Source organism: Actinoplanes missouriensis 431 (assembly GCF_000284295.1).
Taxonomy (GTDB): Bacteria; Actinomycetota; Actinomycetes; order Mycobacteriales; family Micromonosporaceae; genus Actinoplanes; species Actinoplanes missouriensis.
Genome location: NC_017093.1, coordinates 1 through 19,103, shown reverse-complemented (window position 1 = coordinate 19,103; position 19,103 = coordinate 1). Strand labels below are relative to the sequence as shown.

Annotated in this window: 17 protein-coding genes, 2 tRNA genes and 1 pseudogene; 5 read left to right on the top strand and 15 right to left on the bottom strand. The window is 68.3% G+C overall.

Translation table 11 applies throughout. The annotated features are described in order from the left end of the window. Positions 1-53 precede the first annotated feature (53 nt). Genes AMIS_RS00095 through AMIS_RS00085 form a run of 3 tightly spaced genes read left to right on the top strand, consistent with a single transcriptional unit; the run spans position 54 to position 1,522 of the window. Positions 54-419, top strand: a complete 366-nt coding sequence (locus AMIS_RS00095; protein ID WP_041830368.1) for a CBS domain-containing protein — start codon at positions 54-56, stop codon at positions 417-419. A 25-nt stretch (positions 420-444) separates the two neighbouring features. After that, positions 445-879: a SufE family protein gene (locus AMIS_RS00090; protein WP_014440137.1), complete on the top strand. Its 435-nt coding sequence runs from the start codon at positions 445-447 to the stop codon at positions 877-879. Between the two features lies 1 nt (position 880). After that, on the top strand, positions 881-1,522 hold the full coding sequence (locus tag AMIS_RS00085; RefSeq protein ID WP_014440136.1) for a DsbA family oxidoreductase: 642 nt from the start codon (positions 881-883) through the stop codon (positions 1,520-1,522). Positions 1,523-1,564: 42 nt separating this feature from the next. On the opposite strand, the gene AMIS_RS00080 is transcribed toward AMIS_RS00085, so the two are convergent. After that, complete coding sequence (locus AMIS_RS00080) at positions 1,565-2,116, bottom strand: YbaK/EbsC family protein (protein ID WP_041830367.1); 552 nt, start codon at positions 2,114-2,116, stop codon at positions 1,565-1,567. A 125-nt stretch (positions 2,117-2,241) separates the two neighbouring features. Here AMIS_RS00080 and AMIS_RS44910 point away from each other — a divergent pair, with 125 nt between their 5' ends. Beyond that, positions 2,242-2,661, top strand: coding sequence for a hypothetical protein (locus AMIS_RS44910; protein WP_269447701.1), 420 nt, complete (start codon positions 2,242-2,244; stop codon positions 2,659-2,661). A gap of 68 nt (positions 2,662-2,729) precedes the next feature. Here the strand turns inward: AMIS_RS44910 and AMIS_RS44905 are convergent. From AMIS_RS44905 to gyrB, 8 genes and pseudogenes are all read right to left on the bottom strand, one after another. Next, positions 2,730-3,062, bottom strand: a pseudogene (locus AMIS_RS44905) (NUDIX domain-containing protein); the annotation flags it as partial. Between the two features lie 96 nt (positions 3,063-3,158). Continuing rightward, positions 3,159-3,830, bottom strand: coding sequence for a DUF6461 domain-containing protein (locus tag AMIS_RS00065; protein WP_014440132.1), 672 nt, complete (start codon positions 3,828-3,830; stop codon positions 3,159-3,161). A 294-nt stretch (positions 3,831-4,124) separates the two neighbouring features. Next, a tRNA-Ala gene (locus tag AMIS_RS00060) sits at positions 4,125-4,197 on the bottom strand. Between the two features lie 10 nt (positions 4,198-4,207). Further along, complete coding sequence (locus AMIS_RS43825; protein WP_014440131.1) at positions 4,208-4,336, bottom strand: DLW-39 family protein; 129 nt, start codon at positions 4,334-4,336, stop codon at positions 4,208-4,210. A 177-nt stretch (positions 4,337-4,513) separates the two neighbouring features. Beyond that, positions 4,514-4,587, bottom strand: a tRNA-Ile gene (locus tag AMIS_RS00055). A 79-nt stretch (positions 4,588-4,666) separates the two neighbouring features. Further along, positions 4,667-5,533: a DUF3566 domain-containing protein gene (locus tag AMIS_RS00050; protein WP_041830365.1), complete on the bottom strand. Its 867-nt coding sequence runs from the start codon at positions 5,531-5,533 to the stop codon at positions 4,667-4,669. 3 nt (positions 5,534-5,536) lie between these two features. Continuing rightward, the gene (gene gyrA, locus AMIS_RS00045) at positions 5,537-8,050 is read right to left on the bottom strand and encodes a DNA gyrase subunit A (RefSeq protein WP_014440129.1); all 2,514 of its coding nucleotides are present in this window, start codon (positions 8,048-8,050) and stop codon (positions 5,537-5,539) included. A 105-nt stretch (positions 8,051-8,155) separates the two neighbouring features. Next, a complete protein-coding gene (gene gyrB / locus AMIS_RS00040; RefSeq protein WP_014440128.1) occupies positions 8,156-10,108 on the bottom strand; it encodes a DNA topoisomerase (ATP-hydrolyzing) subunit B in 1,953 nt (650 codons plus the stop codon). 516 nt (positions 10,109-10,624) lie between these two features. On the opposite strand from gyrB, the gene AMIS_RS00035 reads away from it, so the two are divergent. Beyond that, positions 10,625-11,191 carry a hypothetical protein gene (locus AMIS_RS00035; RefSeq protein WP_041829472.1) on the top strand — a complete coding sequence of 189 codons (567 nt, stop codon included), beginning with the start codon at positions 10,625-10,627 and terminating at the stop codon, positions 11,189-11,191. Positions 11,192-11,317: 126 nt separating this feature from the next. On the opposite strand, the gene AMIS_RS00030 is transcribed toward AMIS_RS00035, so the two are convergent. The 6 genes from AMIS_RS00030 to dnaA all read right to left on the bottom strand — a co-directional run bounded on the left by AMIS_RS00030 (position 11,318) and on the right by dnaA (position 18,940). Continuing rightward, positions 11,318-11,827 carry a hypothetical protein gene (locus tag AMIS_RS00030; protein ID WP_157434692.1) on the bottom strand — a complete coding sequence of 170 codons (510 nt, stop codon included), beginning with the start codon at positions 11,825-11,827 and terminating at the stop codon, positions 11,318-11,320. Between the two features lie 115 nt (positions 11,828-11,942). Continuing rightward, positions 11,943-12,545 carry a DUF721 domain-containing protein gene (locus tag AMIS_RS00025; RefSeq protein ID WP_041830363.1) on the bottom strand — a complete coding sequence of 201 codons (603 nt, stop codon included), beginning with the start codon at positions 12,543-12,545 and terminating at the stop codon, positions 11,943-11,945. Between the two features lie 211 nt (positions 12,546-12,756). Further along, positions 12,757-13,887, bottom strand: coding sequence for a DNA replication/repair protein RecF (gene recF, locus AMIS_RS00020; protein ID WP_014440124.1), 1,131 nt, complete (start codon positions 13,885-13,887; stop codon positions 12,757-12,759). Between the two features lie 3 nt (positions 13,888-13,890). After that, entirely contained in the window at positions 13,891-14,763 is an 873-nt protein-coding gene (gene gnd / locus AMIS_RS00015; RefSeq protein WP_014440123.1) for a phosphogluconate dehydrogenase (NAD(+)-dependent, decarboxylating), read from the bottom strand. Between the two features lie 39 nt (positions 14,764-14,802). After that, on the bottom strand, positions 14,803-15,936 hold the full coding sequence (gene dnaN / locus AMIS_RS00010; RefSeq protein ID WP_014440122.1) for a DNA polymerase III subunit beta: 1,134 nt from the start codon (positions 15,934-15,936) through the stop codon (positions 14,803-14,805). A gap of 1,222 nt (positions 15,937-17,158) precedes the next feature. Next, on the bottom strand, positions 17,159-18,940 hold the full coding sequence (dnaA, locus tag AMIS_RS00005) for a chromosomal replication initiator protein DnaA (protein ID WP_014440121.1): 1,782 nt from the start codon (positions 18,938-18,940) through the stop codon (positions 17,159-17,161). Positions 18,941-19,103 lie beyond the last annotated feature (163 nt).

Genomic DNA, 19,103 nt, shown 5'->3' with positions numbered 1-19,103 from the left:
AGCAACGACGAGGCGGATCGGGGCGAGACGTGGTCAGGCTGGTCGCGGATGCGATGACACGGCAGGTGGTCTACCTGCCCGAGGACACCCCCCTCGACGAGGCCGCGCAGGCGATGCGCGACCAGGGGATCGGCGACGTCGTGGTGACCCACGGCCCGACCATGGCCGGGATCGTGACCGACCGCGACATCGTGGTCCGGGCGATAGCCGAGCACCTGCCGCCGGCCACCACCCGGCTCGGCGACATCGCCACCCGGGAACTCATCATGATCGAGCAGAGCGCCACTGTGGAGGAGGCGGTGCAGGCCATGCGCAACCGGGGCGTGCGCCGGCTGCTGGTCTGTGACGCGGACCGCAAGGTGGTGGGCATCCTCAGCCTGAGTGACGTGGCACTCCTGCCCACGTCGGCCGCGGCCTGAAGATCGCACGCGTAGGGTCGGTCCTGTGACTGACATGCCACCGAAGCTTGCCGAAATCGTCGACGAGTTCGCCTCCGCTCCCCGGGACGTGGTCCTGGAGATGTTGCTGGAGTTCGCGGACGCGGTCCCGCCGCTGCCCGCCGAGCTTGCCGGTCACGAGGGCATGGAACAGGTGCCGGAGTGCCAGACGCAGTTCTTCCTCCAGGCGACCGTGCAGGCCGACGGTTCGGTGGTGACCCACTTCGACTGCCCGCCGGAGGCGCCGACCACGCGCGCCTTCGCCGGCATCCTCGCCGAGGGCCTCGCCGGGGCGACCGCTGACGAGGTTCTGGCCGTACCCGATGATCTTTATGCTCGGATGGGGCTGGCTCAGGCGATCAGCCCGCTGCGGATCCGGGGTGGCACGGCGATCCTGGCGCGGCTCAAGCGTCAGGTGGCCGCTTCTTCCGCGGAGGGGTGACGTGGACATCCAGGTCTGGTCCGATGTGATCTGCCCGTGGTGCTACATCGGCAAGCGCCGGCTCGAGAAGGCCGTGCACGCGTTCGACGGCAGTGTCACGGTGACCTATCGCGCCTACCAGCTGGACCCGAGCCCGGTGCCGGAGCCGCTGCCGATCAAGCAGGTGATGGCCGGCAAGTTCGGTGGGTGGCAGCGCGCGGAGGAGATGTTCGCGCACGTCACCGCGATCGCCGCCGGCGAGGGTCTGACCCTGGACTTCGATCGGGCGATCGCCGCCAACACGTTCACCGCGCATCGGCTGATCGCGTGGGCGGCGACCCGGGAGCGGCAGGCCGACATGCTCGACGCCCTTCAGGCCGCTCACTTCACCCACGGCGTCGACATCGGCTCGGCGGACGCGCTCGCCGCGGTGGCCGGCTCGATCGGCCTGGACGAGGGCGCGGCGCGGGACTACCTGATGACCGATGCCGGCAGCGCCGCGGTGCAGGTCGATCTGACCGAGGCGCGGGAGCTCGGCATCACGAGCGTCCCCTCGTTCGTCATCGACGGGAAGTACGCGGTGCAGGGCGCACAGGAGACGCCGACGCTGCTCGCCGCGTTCGAGGAGATCACCCGACGCGAGGCGGCCGACGCCGCAGCATGACGTTTGTCGATGTCGTTTCACGTGGAACGACATCGACGGGGATCACCCGACCTCGCGGGCCAGGCCATCGATGACCTCGGCGCCGGGCAGGGCGCCGAGAGCCGGGCCGGCGATCGCGATCTTGCTGTGCCGCACACCGGAACCGATGATCACGTGCGGGGTGGCGATCACCCGGGAGTCGACCAGGATCGGCCAGGACGCCGGGAGGCCGATCGGCGTGATACCGCCGTACTCCATGCCGGTCAGCGACACCGCCTCGTCCATCGGCGCGAAGCTCGCCTTCCGGACGTCGAGGTACTTGCGCACGACACCGTTCACGTCAGCGCGGGTGGTGGCGAGGACGACGCAGGCGGCGTAGCGGGTGACGTCGCCACGACGACCGGCGACGATCACGCAGTTCGCGGACTCGGGCAGCCCTACGCCGTACGCCTCGCAGAAGGCGGCCGTGTCCGCCAGCGTCGGGTCGATCGGGGCGACCAGCACCTGATCGGCGTCGATCGGTGCCTCCACCGGCCAGACCTCCAGGGCCTTCGCGACCGGAGGGGCGAGCAGGTCGAGGCGGGACTGTGCGGATTCGGTCTGCAAACTTCCCATCATGTCGGACATCCTTGCCCCGGACAGTGGATCTCCAACAGTCGGGGCGGGACTCCTCAGATTTCGGCTGATCATGCCGAGCTAATGGGTTTGTGGAGGACCGTCGGAAAGCACGCGTCGGGACCGTGAGTGGCCTCGCCCTGCTCACCGGTGCCACTGCCCTGGTCGCCGTCGCCGGCGGCCATCGTTCGTACTTCGCCACCGCGCTGCTGGCTCTGCTGGCTGCCGGGATGGCGCACGCCCTCGTCGTCGAGATCCAGCGCCAGGCACGCCGCCGGGCCCGGGGCTGGGCGCGGCACGACACCGTCAACGCGGTGCTGCTCGCCTGCTGGGCCGCGTGCGCCGCGGCTCTGATCGCCGTCGGTTCCCGGCCGGTGCTGATCCTCGGCTGCGTGCTGGCCCCCGGGTACGCAGCGTCGAGCGCCTACTTCGTCGTGGAGCGCCTGCGCACGCTTGCCGCGCCGTTCGTCCCCTCGCCGGCCCCGGCAGCCGACTCGGCGCCCGTCGCCGAGCCGTCACCGGCGGACGTCACGCCGTCCGTGTGATCGGCGATGGTGGGCAGCACCACCATGAGCGGTGGCACCGGCACACCGTGCGTCTCGATCGGCAGCTCGGGGACCGGCAACCAGTCCACCCCGAGCGGCTCCGGCCCGAACCCGTCGTCGTGGCCGACACGTGGCTCGCCGTCCGCCACCGTCACCGCGAAGACCGACGTCATGCCCGAGGGATAGGGCATCTCCAGCACGTAGCGGGCGTCGCCGACGATCAGCCCGGTCTCCTCGAAGACCTCGCGCCGCACCGCTTCCTCGGCCGTCTCACCGGGTCGCAGACCGCCTCCCGGCAGGGTCCACCACTCGCCGCCACCGAATCGCCGGCTGCGCTCGTGCACCATCAGCACACGACCCTCCCGCACGATCACGGCAGCTGCCCGTCTTCGTTCGCTCACGAATCGCAGGCTAACCGGAGACACCGTGCCCCGCAGAACTCATTCATTCCCCTGTGGATAACTTCATCCATCGAAGAAAGGGCAAATGGTCATCTTCTACTTAGGGACGGTGACCAGCAGATATGTACGCTCGTTGAGCTGTTCCCGAGTCAACGTGACGCCCGTTCGGTCAGCCAGGAACGACAACGCGGGTCCCGTGGGTTCCGTCACGTCCGTACCCCCGAGAAGGCCTGCCGTCCGCATGGCCGGCACGAAGTCGCCCGGCTGGCTGCCGCCCCAGCGTTCCGGGGTTCCGGAGTCGAAGTCGAGGAGCACCTCCCCGTCCTCGATCACCAGCAGGCGTCCCCGCCCGGTGGCGTCGCTGCGGTAGGCCAGCACGCGGCGGCCCTCCGAGAGCGGGCGCACGATCTCCTCGGTGACGCCGAGGTCACCGGCGTCCTCCGCGATGAGCGTCCAGTCGTCGAACCGGGTCAGCCCGACGAAGTAGCGCCGCGCGGCGCCGGCCTCGCCGTCACCGGGCCCGACGAGCTGCGCCCACTTGACCCGTTCCAGTTCCTTGCCGCCGAGCCGGTCGATCACCTGTTTCGGCGTGAAGCCCTGGACCAGCGTGAAGCAGAAACCGGCAGCCAGGTCGGGCTCCCGAAGCGGCCAGCGGAGATCGGCGGACGGCATCGCCGAGGCGCCGGCGTCGGGCACGACCGCTTCCGCGTCGGCGCAGCCGGCCAGGCCGGTGAGGGTGAGCAGCAGGAGGGCTGAGCGGCGTTTCACGGCGACAGTCAACCAAAGGTCCGCTCGCGGGGCTGACCCGCACTCAACGGCGGCGTCAAGACCCGTCCAGGCGGGCGACCATGCCGTCCATCGACTCGTTTCCGGTTTGCGGACCCGTCCGGTGTCCCAGAGCGCCTCGAACCAGAGCACCCGGGACGCCGCCGTCCGCGAACCCCCCGCACTGATCAGAACAGCGCCGGAGAACCCCACAGCGCGCGACGACCCGAATTGATCGTTGAACACGGCTGCACGCTCTCGACGAGAGATGCCGAGCCGGCCAACCAAACTTGAAAGTGGAGCCCAGGGGACTTGAACCCCTAACCCCCGCCTTGCAAAGGCGGTGCTCTGCCAGTTGAGCTAGGGCCCCTCGCTACGAACTAGCGAAGATCAGGCGAAGTGGTGGCCTCGTGCCAGAGAGCGCGCTCGTCGCTGGACTCCTTGACCTTCTTGACGACCAGGTAAGCCGCCCCAGCAACGCCGGCCACGATCAGAAGCTTCTTCAGCACGAGCACATCCCCCTAAGAAGGCGTCGAGCAGACTTCCCCCCGTACCAAAGGAAAGCGCAACCAACCGGCCAGCGCAACCAGAACGCACCGTGGGGGTTCGGGGGGCTCGGCCCCCCGGCAGAATGACGAGCGGTCCTGGCTCGCGCTTTCCGCGAACACAGGACCCCTTGCCGCTCGTGGGGCTAGATGGAATCGAACCATCGACCTCAGAGTTATCAGCTCTGCGCTCTAACCGACTGAGCTATAGCCCCGCTCAACTGCGAGAGGAACGTTACCGCATCGGGTTGCGAGCCTCCAAAGCGGGGTGGCTCGCAACCCGACCCAGGGTCGTCAGTCCCGTTCGGCGAGCGTCAGCTCGATGCCGCCGACGAGGTCGGCGCAGACGTTGTAGATGAACGCGCTCAGGGTGGCGAGCGCGGTGAACAGGACGACGTTGACCGCCCCGATCAGCATCGACGTGCCGATCACGCCCCAGGCGGTGATCCGGAACGAGCCGCCGGAGCTGCTCTCCGTGCCACCGCTGGCGGTCACCAGGTCCTTGAGGCTGGTGTTGACCGAGCTCCACACGCCCATCGTGTCGAGGGCGAGGTAGAGCACCGACGTCGCCACCACGACCACGATGAACAGCACGATGGAGACCGCGAATGCGAACTTCATCACGGACCACGGGTCGATCCGCTTGAGGTTCAGGCGGGCCCGGCGGGGGCCACGCGCGGCGGCCGAGGAGACCGTGGAACGCGCGGAGCGAACCGCCTCGGAGACACGGGCGGCGCCGACGGCTGCCGACCCCGCGGCCGGCGGACCGGAGCGCTGTTTGGCAGCGCCGGGCGCGGCCGGTGCGGCAGTCCCGGACGGGCGCTGCTGCGGGCCGGTCTGGCCCTGCCCCTGGCCCGGTGCGGCGGTCGCGGGCCGGCTGGCGGCCGGTGCGGCGCCCTTGCCCTTGGTGACGACCGGCACGGCGGCGGAGCCCTTCACCACGGAGGGGCCGCCCGCCGCTTTCCCGTCTCCGGCCGGCTCACCGGGCGGCGGCGGCATGCCGGGCGCCCGGGTGAATTTCGGCGGGGACTGGGCATCGGCGGGGACAGCGGCGCGCCCTGTGCTCTCACGCCCGTTCGGTGCGGCTGCGTCCTTTTTCGCCGCATCGTCCGGAGTCGCTGAGCTCCCCGGGCCCCCCGACTTCGCCTGTGTCTCCGGCATCAACTAGTCCTGTTCGTCAGGCTCGTCGGCATTGCGAGCAAGCGCCACGATGGTTACACCTTCAGGGAGGTCCATCAGCTTGACCCCCATTGTGTTCCGATCCCTCGTGCGCCGTACAGGCTTCACGGGAGTCCGGATGACACCACCATTGCTGGTGATGGCAAACAGTTCATCCTCCGGGCTGATCACCAGAGCACCGACAAGTCCACCACGACGCTCCGTGATCTTGGCGGTCAGGACACCCTTGCCGCCACGGCCCTGTACCGGATACTCCTCGATCGGCGTGCGTTTCGCATACCCACCGTTCGTGGCGACCAACACATCCATGCCCTCGCGCACCACTTCCATGGCGAGGAGCTCGTCGTTGTCACCGAACCGCATGCCGATCACACCGGAGGTCGCGCGGCCCATCGGCCGCAGGGCCTCATCGGTCGCGTTGAAGCGGATGGCCTGCGCCTTCTTGGAGACCAGCAACAGGTCGTCCTCGGAAGCAGCCAGCGCCGCGCCCACCAATTCGTCATCCTCCCGCAGGTTGATGGCGATGATGCCACCGCTGCGGTTGGAGTCAAATTCCTCCAGGCGGGTCTTCTTCACGAGACCATTCTTAGTGGCGAGCACAAGGTACGGTGCCACCCCGTAGTTCGGAATCTGGATAATCTGGGCAATCTGCTCATCCGGCTGGAACGCCAGCAGGTTCGCGACGTGCTGACCCTTCGCCACCCGGCTCGCCTCGGGCAGCTCGTACGCCTTTGCCCTGTACACGCGGCCCTTGTTCGTGAAGAACAGGATCCAGTCGTGGGTCGAGATCACGAAGAAGTGCGAGACGATGTCGTCCTGGCGCAGCGTCGCGCCGCTCACACCCTTGCCGCCGCGCTTCTGCGAACGGTACATATCGGTCTTCGTGCGCTTTGCATAACCGGTACGTGTGATCGTCACCACAACGTCCTCGCGCGCGATGAGGTCCTCCATGGAGACCTCGCCGTCGAACGGGATGATCTGGGTGCGCCGGTCGTCGCCGTACTTCTGAACGATTTCGCCGAGCTCGTCCGACACGATCGCCCGCTGCCGCTCCGGCTTCGCGAGGATGTCCTTGAGGTCGGCGATCTCGATCTCGATTTTCGCGAGCTCGTCGACGATCCGCTGCCGCTCCAGGGCGGCCAGGCGGCGCAGCTGCATGTCGAGGATCGCGGTGGCCTGCACCTCGTCCACGTCGAGCAGCTGCATCAGGCCCTGACGGGAGTCCTCCACAGTGGGCGAGCGCCGGATCAGGGCGATGACCTCGTCGAGCATGTCGAGCGCCTTGGCCAGACCGCGCAGGATGTGCGCGCGCTCCTCGGCCTTGCGCAGGCGGTACGCGGTCCGCCGGCGGATGACCTCGATCTGGTGCTCGACGTAGTACCTGATGAACTGCGCCAGGTTCAGCGTGCGCGGCACGCCGTCGACCAGCGCCAGCATGTTGGCGCCGAACGTCTCCTGCAGCTGGGTGTGCTTGTAGAGGTTGTTCAGCACGACCTTGGCCACCGCGTCGCGCTTGAGAACCAGGATCAGCCGCATACCGGTACGGCCGGAGGACTCGTCCCGGATGTCGGCGATGCCGGTGAGCTTGCCCTCCTTGACCAGCTCCGCGATCCGCTCGGCCAGGTTGTCCGGGTTCACCTGGTACGGCAGCTCGGTCACCACGAGGCAGGGACGACCACGTGCGTCCTCCTCGACCTCGACGACCGCACGCATCCGGATCGAACCACGACCGGTGCGGTATGCGTCCTGGATCGCCTGCTGGCCGACGATCAGGCCGTAGGTCGGGAAGTCAGGACCCTTGACGAACTCGAGCAGCGCCTCGAGCGTCGTGACCTCGTCGGCCTCCGGGTTGTCCAGGCACCACTGCACGGCCGCCGCGACCTCGCGCAGATTGTGCGGCGGGATCTTGGTGGCCATGCCCACCGCGATGCCCTCGGAGCCGTTTACCAGCAGGTTCGGGAACCGAGCCGGCAGGATCGTCGGCTCCTTGGTACGCCCGTCGTAGTTGTCCTGCATATCGACGGTGTCCTCGTCGATATCCCGCAGCATCTCCATCGCCAGCGGGGACAGCTTCGCCTCGGTGTACCGCATGGCGGCCGCCGGGTCGTTACCCGGTGAACCGAAGTTGCCGTTGCCGTCGATCAGCCGGTAACGCAGCGACCACGGCTGGCCCATCCGGACCAGGGCGTCGTAGATCGACGAGTCGCCGTGCGGGTGGTAGTTGCCCATCACGTCGCCGACGACACGCGCGCACTTCACGTAGCCGCGGTCCGGGCGGAAGCCGGAGTCGTACATCGCATACAAGATCTTGCGGTGGACGGGCTTGAGACCGTCGCGGACGTCGGGCAGCGCACGGCCGACGATCACGCTCATGGCGTAGTCGAGGTACGAGCGCTGCATCTCGACTTCGAGGCCGACGGGCTCGACGCGCTGGGCCACACCGCCTACGGCATCGTCCTGGGTCTCGTCGCCGTCCGGGGGCTCGGGAGTGTCAGTCACTGTTAACCCTTACTCAAGGTGATTCCAGGCAAGTGCGGCAAAAACCGACAAACTGCTGTGGATAACACTGTGGAAAGTACCTACACGCTGTGGATACGCGCCGGCTCAGATGTCCAGGAAGCGAACGTCCTTGGCGTTGCGTTGAATGAACGAGCGCCGCGCCTCGACGTCCTCACCCATCAGCACGCTGAACAACTCGTCCGCCACCGCGGCGTCGTCCAGGGTGACCTGGCGCAGCGTGCGGGTGTCGGGGTTCATCGTGGTGTCCCAGAGTTCCTGGAAGTTCATCTCGCCGAGACCCTTGAACCGCTGGATGTCGTCCGGCTTCGCGTTCGGCTTCTTCTGCTGGCGCAGCGCGATCAGGCCGTCCCGCTCGCGGTCCGAGTACGCGTACTGCGCGTCGTCACCCCGCTTGTTCCATTTGATCTTGTAGAGCGGCGGGGAGGCCAGGTAGACGTGACCATGCTCGACCAGCGGCCGCACGAATCGGAACAGCAGCGTGAGCAGCAGCGTCTGGATGTGCTGGCCGTCGACGTCGGCGTCGGCCATCAGGATGATCTTGTGGTAGCGCAGCTTCGTGAGGTCGAACTCGTCGTGGATGCCGGTGCCCATCGCCGTGATCAGCGCCTGGACCTCGTTGTTCTTCAGCACCCGATCGATCCGGGCCTTCTCCACGTTCAGGATCTTGCCGCGGATCGGCAGGATCGCCTGGATGCGACTCTCCCGGCCGGACTTGGCCGAGCCGCCGGCCGAGTCGCCCTCGACGATGAACAGCTCGGTCTCGCGCGGGTCGGTGGACTGGCAGTCGGCCAGCTTGCCCGGCATCGAACCGGACTCCAGCAGCGACTTGCGCCGGGCCAGCTTGCGCGCCTGCTGCGCGGCGATCCGGGCGCGAGCCGCCTGGTCCGCCTTCGTGATGATCAGCTTGGCGTCCGCCGGGTTGCGGTCGAACCAGTCGGCGAGCTGCTCGTTCGCGACCTTCTGCACGAAGCTCTTCATGTCGGTGTTACCGAGCTTCGTCTTGGTCTGGCCCTCGAACTGCGGCTCCCGCAGAGTCACCGAGATGATCGCGGCGAGACCCTCGCGGATGTCCTCACCGGACAGTTTCTGGTCGCCCTTGAGGAACTTCTTCTCGATGCCGTACTTGTTGACGATCGTCGTCAGCGCGGCGCGGAAGCCCTCCTCGTGGGTTCCGCCCTCGTGCGTGTTGATCCGGTTCGCGAACGTGTAGACCGACTCGCCGTACGACTCGTTCCACTGCATCGCGACCTCGACGCCCATGCCTGCGGCGTCGTCCTCGGCGCCGAACTCGATCACCGACTTGTGGATCGGGCTCTTCGTGGCGTTGAGGTGCCGGACGAAGTCGGCGATGCCGCCCGCGTACATGAAGGTGACCTTGCGGGCCTCACCGTTCTCGTCGGCCGAGACCGGCCGCTCGTCGGTGAAGTTGATGGTCAGCCCGCGGTTCAGGAAGGCCATCTCCTGGAGGCGGCGGTAGATCGTCTGGAAGTCGAACTCGACGGTCTCGAAGACGTCCGGGTCCGGCCAGAACTGCACGGTCGAACCGGTCTTGTCGGTCGTCTCGCCCTTGTCCAGCGGGCCGGGCTTGGAGTTGTCGTACTTCTGCCGCCACACGAAGCCGGCCTTGTGGATCTCGACGGCCATCTTCGTGGAGAGCGCGTTGACCACCGAGACGCCGACGCCGTGCAGACCACCGGAGACCTTGTAGGCCTGGTTGTCGAACTTGCCGCCCGCGTGCAGCACGGTCAGCGCAACCTCGACACCCGGCTTCTTCAGCTTCGGATGGAGGTCGACCGGGAAGCCACGGCCGTTGTCGGTGACCGAGACCCCGCCGTCGGCGAACAGGACGACATCGATGGTGTCGCAGTAGCCGGCCAGCGCCTCGTCGATGGCGTTGTCCACGACCTCCCAGACCAGGTGGTGCAGACCGCGCTCACCGGTGGAACCGATGTACATACCGGGACGTTTGCGGACTGCCTCGAGGCCCTCGAGCACGGTGATCGACTCGGCACCGTACTCCTGCTTCTTCTCTGACACCCTCGGCCACTTTCTCGCTGCGGACCCATCGGCCCCGCAGCGGGGTTGGCAGGCGTCGGCAGCAGCCGCGCGCACGCGTGGCACCAGGGAAAACACCCGCGGGGAAGAAGCGGACCACCGGTGGAACCGTGCGCGCCGGTCGCCGCGGACGGCCCGCGGATCGTGATCGGCTGGAAAAACCGCGCAGAGTGACGAAGCTCCGTCGAGCACAGTTTTCCCGGTCGCTGTCGATTCTACTCCGCCGACACGAGTTGGCGAGGGTGCGGCACCCCTTCAGGGTGCCTGAGAGTCCCGTAGCGCGATTTGAGCCCGATCCCACGTGTTCCCCTACACGGAACTACCGCCCACCGCAATGGCAAGTGCTGCGGCTGCCTCATGTGTAGGGCGTGGCTGCCGTGCCGGACGGGCACTCACTGCGACACTGCTCGACAGCGGCAGGGGCTGGTGTCGTAACCTCGCCCGCGCGGGCCGGTTACGCCGGAAAGCCGCATGACAGTCCGAGGAGGGGTGGCCCCGATGGCTCACGACAAGGGCCTGGACAACGTCGCCGTGCACTGGCCGCGAACCAATCAGTACTACGACCCGGTCGCGCCCGCTGAGTTCGTCGACTTCGCCAGCATCGCCGACCGGCCCGAGATCGCCGCGCCGACCGGTGCCCTGGCGCTGCACATCGCCAAGACCGGCACGGTGCGCGCGACCGCGTACACCGAACTGGTCGACCTGCTCCTGGGCCTGGAAGGCGTGCTCTACGCAACCGACGCGGCCGCCGAGGACGAGGACCCGGTGATCGACCCGGACGGGTGCGCCTGGATCGCCGGCGGCCTGGAGCGCTTCGTCGAGGGTCACGACCAGTTCGGCGACCTCGTCACCTTCGACACGGTCGCGGCCGTCATGCGCACCGCGATCGCCGGCGGCCGCCTCGCCGACCAGCAGTTGCGCTGGCTCGAGCACCGTCTCGCCGCCCTGCGCGACGACGCCGGGAACGCCCCGCACTGGAGTTTCGCCCGCACCGAGCTCGTCATCCTGGCCGGTTTCTACCGCCGCTGCGCCGAGCGAGGCTTCGCCGTCTTCGCCGATTACTGAGATCAAAATCTGGCTGTCGTAGCGGGGTGGGGCGTACAGACCGTCGCTCCCGCCGAGGGCGCGGCACGGCATCGCTGCGCTCGCCGGGCCGCGCGACCTGAGTGAGCGGTTGCGCTCCCTCTCCTCTCAGTCCCTGCCACGCGGGTATCGCACCAGCATCGTCACCCCGAACCCGACGAAGAGTGCGACCAGTCCGGCACCGATCCCGAAGACGAGGGTGCGATCGGTGCCGCTCGGGTCCTCGGCGGCCGCTGTCGTCGCGAGGGCTGTCGTTGCAGGCGCTGTCGTTGCGGGCGCGGCGGCCAGGATCTCGTTCCCGCTGCACAGCGACGTGGTCCCGGAGAATGCATAGACCCGGTACCGCTTGCCCTCGTCGAACCGATATCCACAGGACGCCTCGTTGTCCGAAGTGGTCAGTGTCACCTCGGCGCCCGCCTCACCCTTCAGAACCGTGCCGACGGCGAACCGCACCCGCTGCAGGCCGTCGCCGGACTCCACCGAGCGGACCACTCCGTCGAACGCCAGCTGGGCTTTCGCGATCCCGCCGTCGCCACCGCAGGAACACGCCCAGGCCGCCTCCGCCGCGAACGGCACGGGCCCGATCACCAGGAGCAGCAGAACCAGAATCCGACGCATGATCATGCATCTCCGACGCTTGCCGCGCGTCCCGGGTTCCGCACACAGCCGGGAAGCCCGGCCGCGTGTGGATCGCGGGTGCGGAGCGCGCCCCACCTCCCCACGCGGGTGGGTCTCAGCCGTAGGTGTCGCGCGGTCCCCGGCCCTGCACCCGGCGCGGACCGCGGCTCCAGGAGGGCGCCGCCGGACCGTGGATGTTCAGTTTCGTGACGACGTTGTTGCCCACCTCGCCGGCGATCTGGCGCAGCAGCCGCGCGGCGAGCATGCGCAGCTGGGTGGCCCAGGCCGTGGACTCCGCCTCGACGGTGAGCACGCCGTTCTCCAGCTTCACCGGACGGCTGTGCGAGGCGATGTCCGGGCCGACGACCTTCTCCCACGAGCCGAAGACCGTCGCCTCGGCCTTCGGTTTCTCCCAGCCCCGGGCCTTCATCAGCCGTTCCAGCATGTCGCCGAAGAGCTGCGGGTCGCGCGGGTCGGGTCCCGGCCCGGAATAGCCGCGCAGCCGCCGCTCGCCACCGCCGGTCCGGCGCTTGCGGGGCTTGCTCGCCGCTTCCCGCCGCCGCGCCAGCGCCGCGTCCAGCACAGCCCGGGCGAGTTCCGGCCCGGCCAGCGCTTCCCCGTCCGGAACCGTCCCGGGCTGCCCTTCCCCATCCCGAACCGTCCCGGGCTGCCCCTCGCCGCCCGGAACCGCCGTGGACGGGCCCGCTGAGTTGTCCACAGGCTGTGCATGACTGCGCTTTTCGCCCTCAGCCGCACTGGAGCGTCCGGTGGGCCGCCGACCCGGACCCGACCCGCCCCGGAGATCGCTGAGAGCCTCACCGAAGAGCTGAGGCGGCTCGTAGGGCACGTCCGGCTCCTCGGTCGCCCACTCCTCCTCGGGCCACTCCTCGTCGGGCCAGTTCTTGCCGGACCCTGATGACCGTTCCTGGTCAGCCGGCACGGTCCACCGCCCCGATCGTCACGTCGTAGCGGGCGCCGCGCAGCGACGCCGGCACGTCCTCCGCGACGGCGCAGGTCACCAGCAGCTGCGCGGCGTCGGAGACGAGCGCGGCGAGGCGTTCGCGGCGGCCCGAGTCGAGTTCGGCGAAGACGTCGTCGAGGACCAGCACCGGCTCGATCCCATCCGATCGCAGCAGGTCGTAGGCGGCCAGCCGGAGCGCCAGCGCGAACGACCACGACTCCCCGTGGCTCGCGTAGCCCTTCGCCGGCAGGTCGCCGAGGTTCAGCGACAGGTCGTCGCGGTGCGGGCCGACCAGGGTGGTGCCCCGCTCGATCTCCGCGGTGCGGCGCTCCTCCAGCGAGGCCAGCAGCGCCTCCTGCAGCGCCGGCCGGTCGGCGGTGAGTGACTCGCCGAGCCGGGACGCGTACGCGATCGACGCCGACGTCCGCCCGGCCGCCACCGCGTCGTAGGCCTTGGTCAGGTGCGGCCCCAGCGCAGCGGCCAGCTCCAGGCGACCGGCCAGCAGCTCGGCGCCGTGGTGGGCCAGGTGCTGGTCCCAGACGGCGAGCGTGGACAGGTCCTGGCCGCGCGAACCGCCGACCTTGCGGGTCAGGTACGCGGTCCGCAGCAGGGCGTTGCGCTGCTTCACCACCCGGTCGTAGTCGGCGCGCACCCCGGCGAACCGGGGCTGGCGGGCGACGAGCAGGTCGTCGAGGTAACGGCGGCGCTCGGACGGGTCACCGCGGACCAGCTCCAGGTCCTCGGGGGCGAACAGCACCATGCGCAGCGCGCCGAGCACCTCGCGCGGGCGGCGCACCGGTGAGCGGTTGAGGCGGGCGCGGTTGGCCTTGCCCGGGACGATCTCCAGCTCGACGAGGAGCTCACGTCCATCGTGGACGATCGCGCACCGGATCACGGCCGAGGTCGCACCGGCCCGGACCAGGGGCGCGTCGGTGGCCACCCGATGGCTGTCCAGGGTGGCCACGTAGCCGAGAGCCTCGATGAGGTTGGTCTTGCCCATGCCGTTCTGGCCGACCAGCACGGACACGCCGGGTTCGAGATCCACGGCCACCCGCTCGTAGGAACGGAAGTCGGTGAGCTCGACCCGGCGTACGTGCATGGATCAGCGCTTGACGGCGTGGCCGCCGAACTGCTGACGCAGCGCGGCGACGGCCTTCATCGCGGGCGAGTCGTCCTGGCGGGACTCGAAACGCGTGAAGATCGAGGCGGCCAGGACATGGGCGGGCACGGCGAGGCGGACGGCCTCGTCGACGGTCCAGCGGCCCTCGCCGGTGTCCTCGACGTAGCCCTTGAGGTTGGCCAGCGTCGGGTCCTCGTCGAGCGCACGGTCGAGCAGGTCGAGCAGCCAGGACTTGACGACGCTGCCCTCGCGCCAGCTCTTGATGACCGCCGGCACGTTGTCGACCAGCTCGGACGCCAGGAGGATCTCGTAACCCTCGCCGTACGCCTGCATCATCCCGTACTCGATGCCGTTGTGAATCATCTTGGCGTAGTGGCCGGCGCCGTGCGTGCCGGCATGCGCGAAGCCGAACTCACCGGCCGGCTTGAGCGCCTCGAAGATCGGCTTGCAGTGCTCGACCTGGGCGGCCTCACCGCCGACCATCAGCGCGTAGCCGTTGGTGATGCCCCAGACGCCGCCGGAGACGCCGACGTCGAGGTAGTGGATGCCCTTGGCCTTCAGGCGCTCGGCGCGGGGCCCGTCGTCGGTGAACTTCGAGTTCCCGCCGTCGATGATGATGTCGCCCTCGGAGAGCAGCCCCGAGAGCTCGTTGATGGTGTCTTCGGTGATCTGGCCGGCGGGCACCATGGTCCAGATCACGCGAGGCGCAGCGAGCTTCTCGACCATCTCGGCCAGGCTGGCGACGTCGCGCTTGTCCGGATGGTGGTCGAATCCGACGACTTCGTGCCCCGCGGCACGCAGTCGTTCCCGCATGTTGCCACCCATTCGGCCGAGACCGATCAGGCCGAGTTGCATGGTGTTCTCCCTAGATGTGCGATTGCTTCAAGCCCAGTATCAGCGAGTCACCCGGATCGGCATGATCAGATAGCGGTAACCCGAGATGATTTCGCCACTTTCGGCAGCGGGGGAGATCACAGCGGGTTTGAAGGCGTCGACGAAGGAGAGCACCGCGGTCGGTGCGCCGAGGTTCTGCAGGCCGTCGATCAGGTACTGCGGGTTGAACCCGATCGTCAGCGGCTCACCGGTGAAGGTGGCCTCCATGGCCTCGCTCGCGCGCGCCTCCTCGGTGCCGCCGGCCTCGACCACCAGGCCGTCCTCGCTGAAGCTCAGCAGCACCGGGGTGGTGCGCTCGGCGACGAGCGCGACGCGGCGCACGACCTCGACCAGGGCGGAGACGGCGACCCGGGCCTCGGCGTTGTGCGAGGCGGGGAAGAGCGAGCGCACCGGCGGGTAGTTCGCGCCGTCCAGCAGGCGGCTCGTGGTGCGGCGGGTGCCACCGGCGAAACCGATCATGCCCTCACCGGCGCTGCCCTGCGCGAGAGCCAGGGTCACCGAGCCACCGAGCGGGCCGAGCGTCTTGGCGGTGTCGTTGAGGGTCTTCGCCGGGACCAGAGCGTTGATGCTGATCTCCGGGTCGTCCGGGTTCCACTCGATCTCGCGCATCGCGAGCCGGTAGCGGTCGGTCGCCAGCATCGCCATCGAGGTGCCGTTCAGCTCGATCCGCACACCGGTCATCATCGGCAGCGTCTCGTCACGCCCGGCCGCGATGGCCACCTGGGCGACCGCTGAGGCGAACGTAGCGGCGTCGACGGTGCCGGTGCTGGACGGCATCTCCGGAAGCGTCGGGTAGTCCTCCACCGGCATCGTGGGCAGCGTGAAACGGGCGCTGCCGCAGACCAGCTCCAGATGCGCGCCGACAGCGGCGATGTCCACCGGCTTGCCGGGCAGTGCCTTGGTGATCTCGGCGAGCAGGCGGCCGGAGACCAACGCGGCGCCGTCGGCGTCCGCCTGAACCTCGACACTCACCTGGCTCGAGACCTCGTAGTCGAATCCTGAGACCTGCAGCCGCCCGTCCGTGACCCGCAGCAGGACACCGGCGAGCACCGGAACCGACGGCCGGCTCGGCAGGCTCTTGGCTGTCCAGGCCACGGCGTCGGCAAGCGCGTCTCGCTCCACCCGGAACTTCATGCTGTCCTCCGCGATGCTTCCTCTTACGGGGGCGTAGACCCCACTGAACTCTATGGCTCGGGTCGTCTTCGTGCGCGCCCGACCCTCGGTGCCGAGCAGTCGAGCGGATGGGGCTTCAGAGCCGGATCCGGCTCATCCACACCTTCCCCAACGCTGATGATTGTTTTTTGTTCTCTATTAAAGAGATAACTAGTCGTCTTCATCGGTGCTGTGGATTCTGTGGAGAACCGGCGTTTTCGCTGGTGAGAGAGTTATCCACCGGTGATTCACATGTGGGTAACCAGGGTACAAACCCCGGTCTGTGTCCACAGTCGTGGACCTGACCGACGGTTGTCCACCGTTGTCCCCAGGCTGTCCCCAGGTTGTCCACCGGTTTCATCCACCGCCCTGTTGATAACGCTGGGACGCGACCGTGTCGTTGTCCCCAGAACCTTCAACAGGAAATCCACAGGCGTCCACAGGCAGTGGACAAGTTTGTGACGCACAGTGTCTGTCCACATCGATTTCCACAGGGTCGGTCCACATCTGTGGATTCCGGTGTCGCCTGTTGTCCACCGGTTGGGGACAGAGCCTGTGGACGCCTGTGGATTAGTGTGGACAACGTTGGCACGAAACTGACCCGTTCCGACGTTGACAAGTCGTGTTTTGGCAGGCGTGAAAACTAACTGTGATGAGCGTCGATATCCGGGCTGAGCTGGGATGATCTGGGTATAACTTGTGGAGAACCCGGTGCATAAGCGGTGGATAACTCGACCGGTTTTGCCATAGGCGCTGGTCAAGGGCCTGTGTATATGTGGCCAATGTGGTTCGTGGGGCCTGTGGGTAACGCGTCGGGGCGTGGCCGACCGTGGTGGCTGTCCCCAAACCTGGTGATCAACAGGGACGATCGGTGGCGCACAGCCTGTGGACAACTCGTTCCCGATGGGCGCTGAGCTGGGAATTGTGGGTTGTGCACAACCATGTGGGGAGCGTTGAGCGGCCCTGTGGGCGGCGTTGTCGCGCGGCCCACGAGAGCGGCGTTGTCGCGCGGCCTGTGGGCGGCGGCTTACGGGCCGGGCATCGGTGTGCCGGGCTCTGTGGAAACGCGGGGGCTCGGAACGCCGGAGTGGGCAGGCCCGCCGGAAGCCGGGTGAGGGCCGGACCGACCCTGAGGTCCCTGCCGGAGTGGCCGTCCAGCCGTCACGCTGCGGTTGGCCGGCCGGATCCGCTCGTACCGGATGGGTCAGGTGTTCTGCTTGATACGGTTCGTCAGCTCGGCGATCTGGTTGTAGAGCGAGCGGCGCTCGGCCATGTGCTGACGGATCTTGCGGTCGGCGTGCATGACGGTGGTGTGGTCGCGGCCGCCGAACGCCTGGCCGATGCGGGGCAGCGAGAGGTCGGTCAGTTCGCGGCAGAGGTACATCGCCACCTGGCGGGCGTTGACCAGGACCCGGCTGCGGGAGTGTCCGCGGAGGTCTTCGAGGGAGACACCGAAGTAGTCCGCGGTGGAGACCATGATCTGGTCGGCGGTGATCTCCGGTCCGGCGCCGTCCGGCATGAAGTCGCGGAGGACCTCCTCGGCCAGGGAGAGCTGCACCGGGGACCGGGTGAGGCTGGCGAACGCGGTGACCCGGATGAGAGCACCCTCGAGCTCGCGGATCGAGCTCGAGACGCGCGAGGCGATGAACTCGAGGACGTCGTCGGGGGCGTACATCCGCTCCTGGGCGGCCTTCTTCTGCAGAATCGCGATGCGGGTCTCGAGATCGGGTGGCTGGATGTCGGCGAGCAGGCCCCACTCGAAGCGGGTGCGCATCCGGTCCTCCAGAGTGGCCAGCTGGCGCGGGGAGCGGTCCGAGCTGATCACGATCTGCTTGTTCGCGTTGTGCAGCGTGTTGAAGGTGTGGAAGAACTCCTCCTGGGTCCGCTCGCGGTTCTCCAGGAACTGGATGTCGTCGATCAGCAGGATGTCGACGTCGCGGTACCGGCGCTGGAACGCCTGGGTCTTGTCGTCGCGCAGGCTGTTGATGAAATCGTTGGTGAACTCCTCGGTCGACACGTAGCGCACCGAGCGGGCGTGGCCCAGTGTGGTGGCGTAGTGGCCGATCGCGTGCAGGAGATGCGTCTTGCCCAGCCCCGAGCTGCCGTAGATGAACAGCGGGTTGTACGCCTTCGCCGGTGACTCCGCGACGGCGACCGCCGCGGCGTGCGCGAACCGGTTGGACGAGCCGATGACGAACGTCTCGAACATGTACTTCGGGTTGAGACGGTTGCCGTCGTTGCCACCGGGACGCGGCGAGGCGCCGGGACCGCGCAGGTCGACCGGCGGGCGGCCGGGACCGTTGTCACCGCGGGTCGGCGGCATCATCTCCGGCCGGCGCTGCGCCGCGTCGGGTGTGGCGCGCGGCAGGGCCGAGTCGTCCGGCGCCTGCGGTTCCGCGGCCTTCTCCACCGGGCGGGTGGGCGGCCGGTTCATCGGCGGCTGCGGGAGCTGCGGCGGCATCGGGTCGGCGAACAGCGTCTCCTGGCCGTCGCGGGCGGCGGGCACGGTACGCGAATGCTGCGCGGAACCGGTCGGGTACGGCTCCGGGGACCGCTGCTGTCCCGGATATCCGGGGAGCTCGGGCTGGTACGGGCCGGCGTCGTCATACCGCGGCTGGTCGTCATACCGGGGCGGGTCGGCGTAGTGACGTGGCTGCGGTTCCAGCGGCGTCGGCGCGGCGTCTATCGGCGTGCCGTAGACCGTGCCGGGGATGCCCGAGCCGTCCTCCGGCGGGCGCACCGTGACCGCGACCTGTATCGGCCGGCTCAGCCGGCGGGTCAGCACCTCGGTGATCGCGCCTCGCATCCGGGACTCGATGACGTCACGGGTGAACGCGTCCGGAACCGACAACAGAGCGGTGTCCTCGACGATCGCTCGGAGACGGACCAGCTGAAGGTAGGCGCGCTGCTGCGGTGAGGCGATCTCGTCGGACAACTCACCCAGAGTTGCCTTCCACACCTCACCAAGGTCGACCTGATCGGCCACCGCCGCGCCACCCCCATCGCCACCGACCCCCGGTGGACCTTGTATCCGGCCTTTCCGCCTGGACGCTGACGACGCCCCGTACAGGCACCGCTCGGCCCTCAACCATGTCCAGTCAAGGTGCTGAACACGCACGGCGCCACCGGCTATCCACAGGTTATCCACA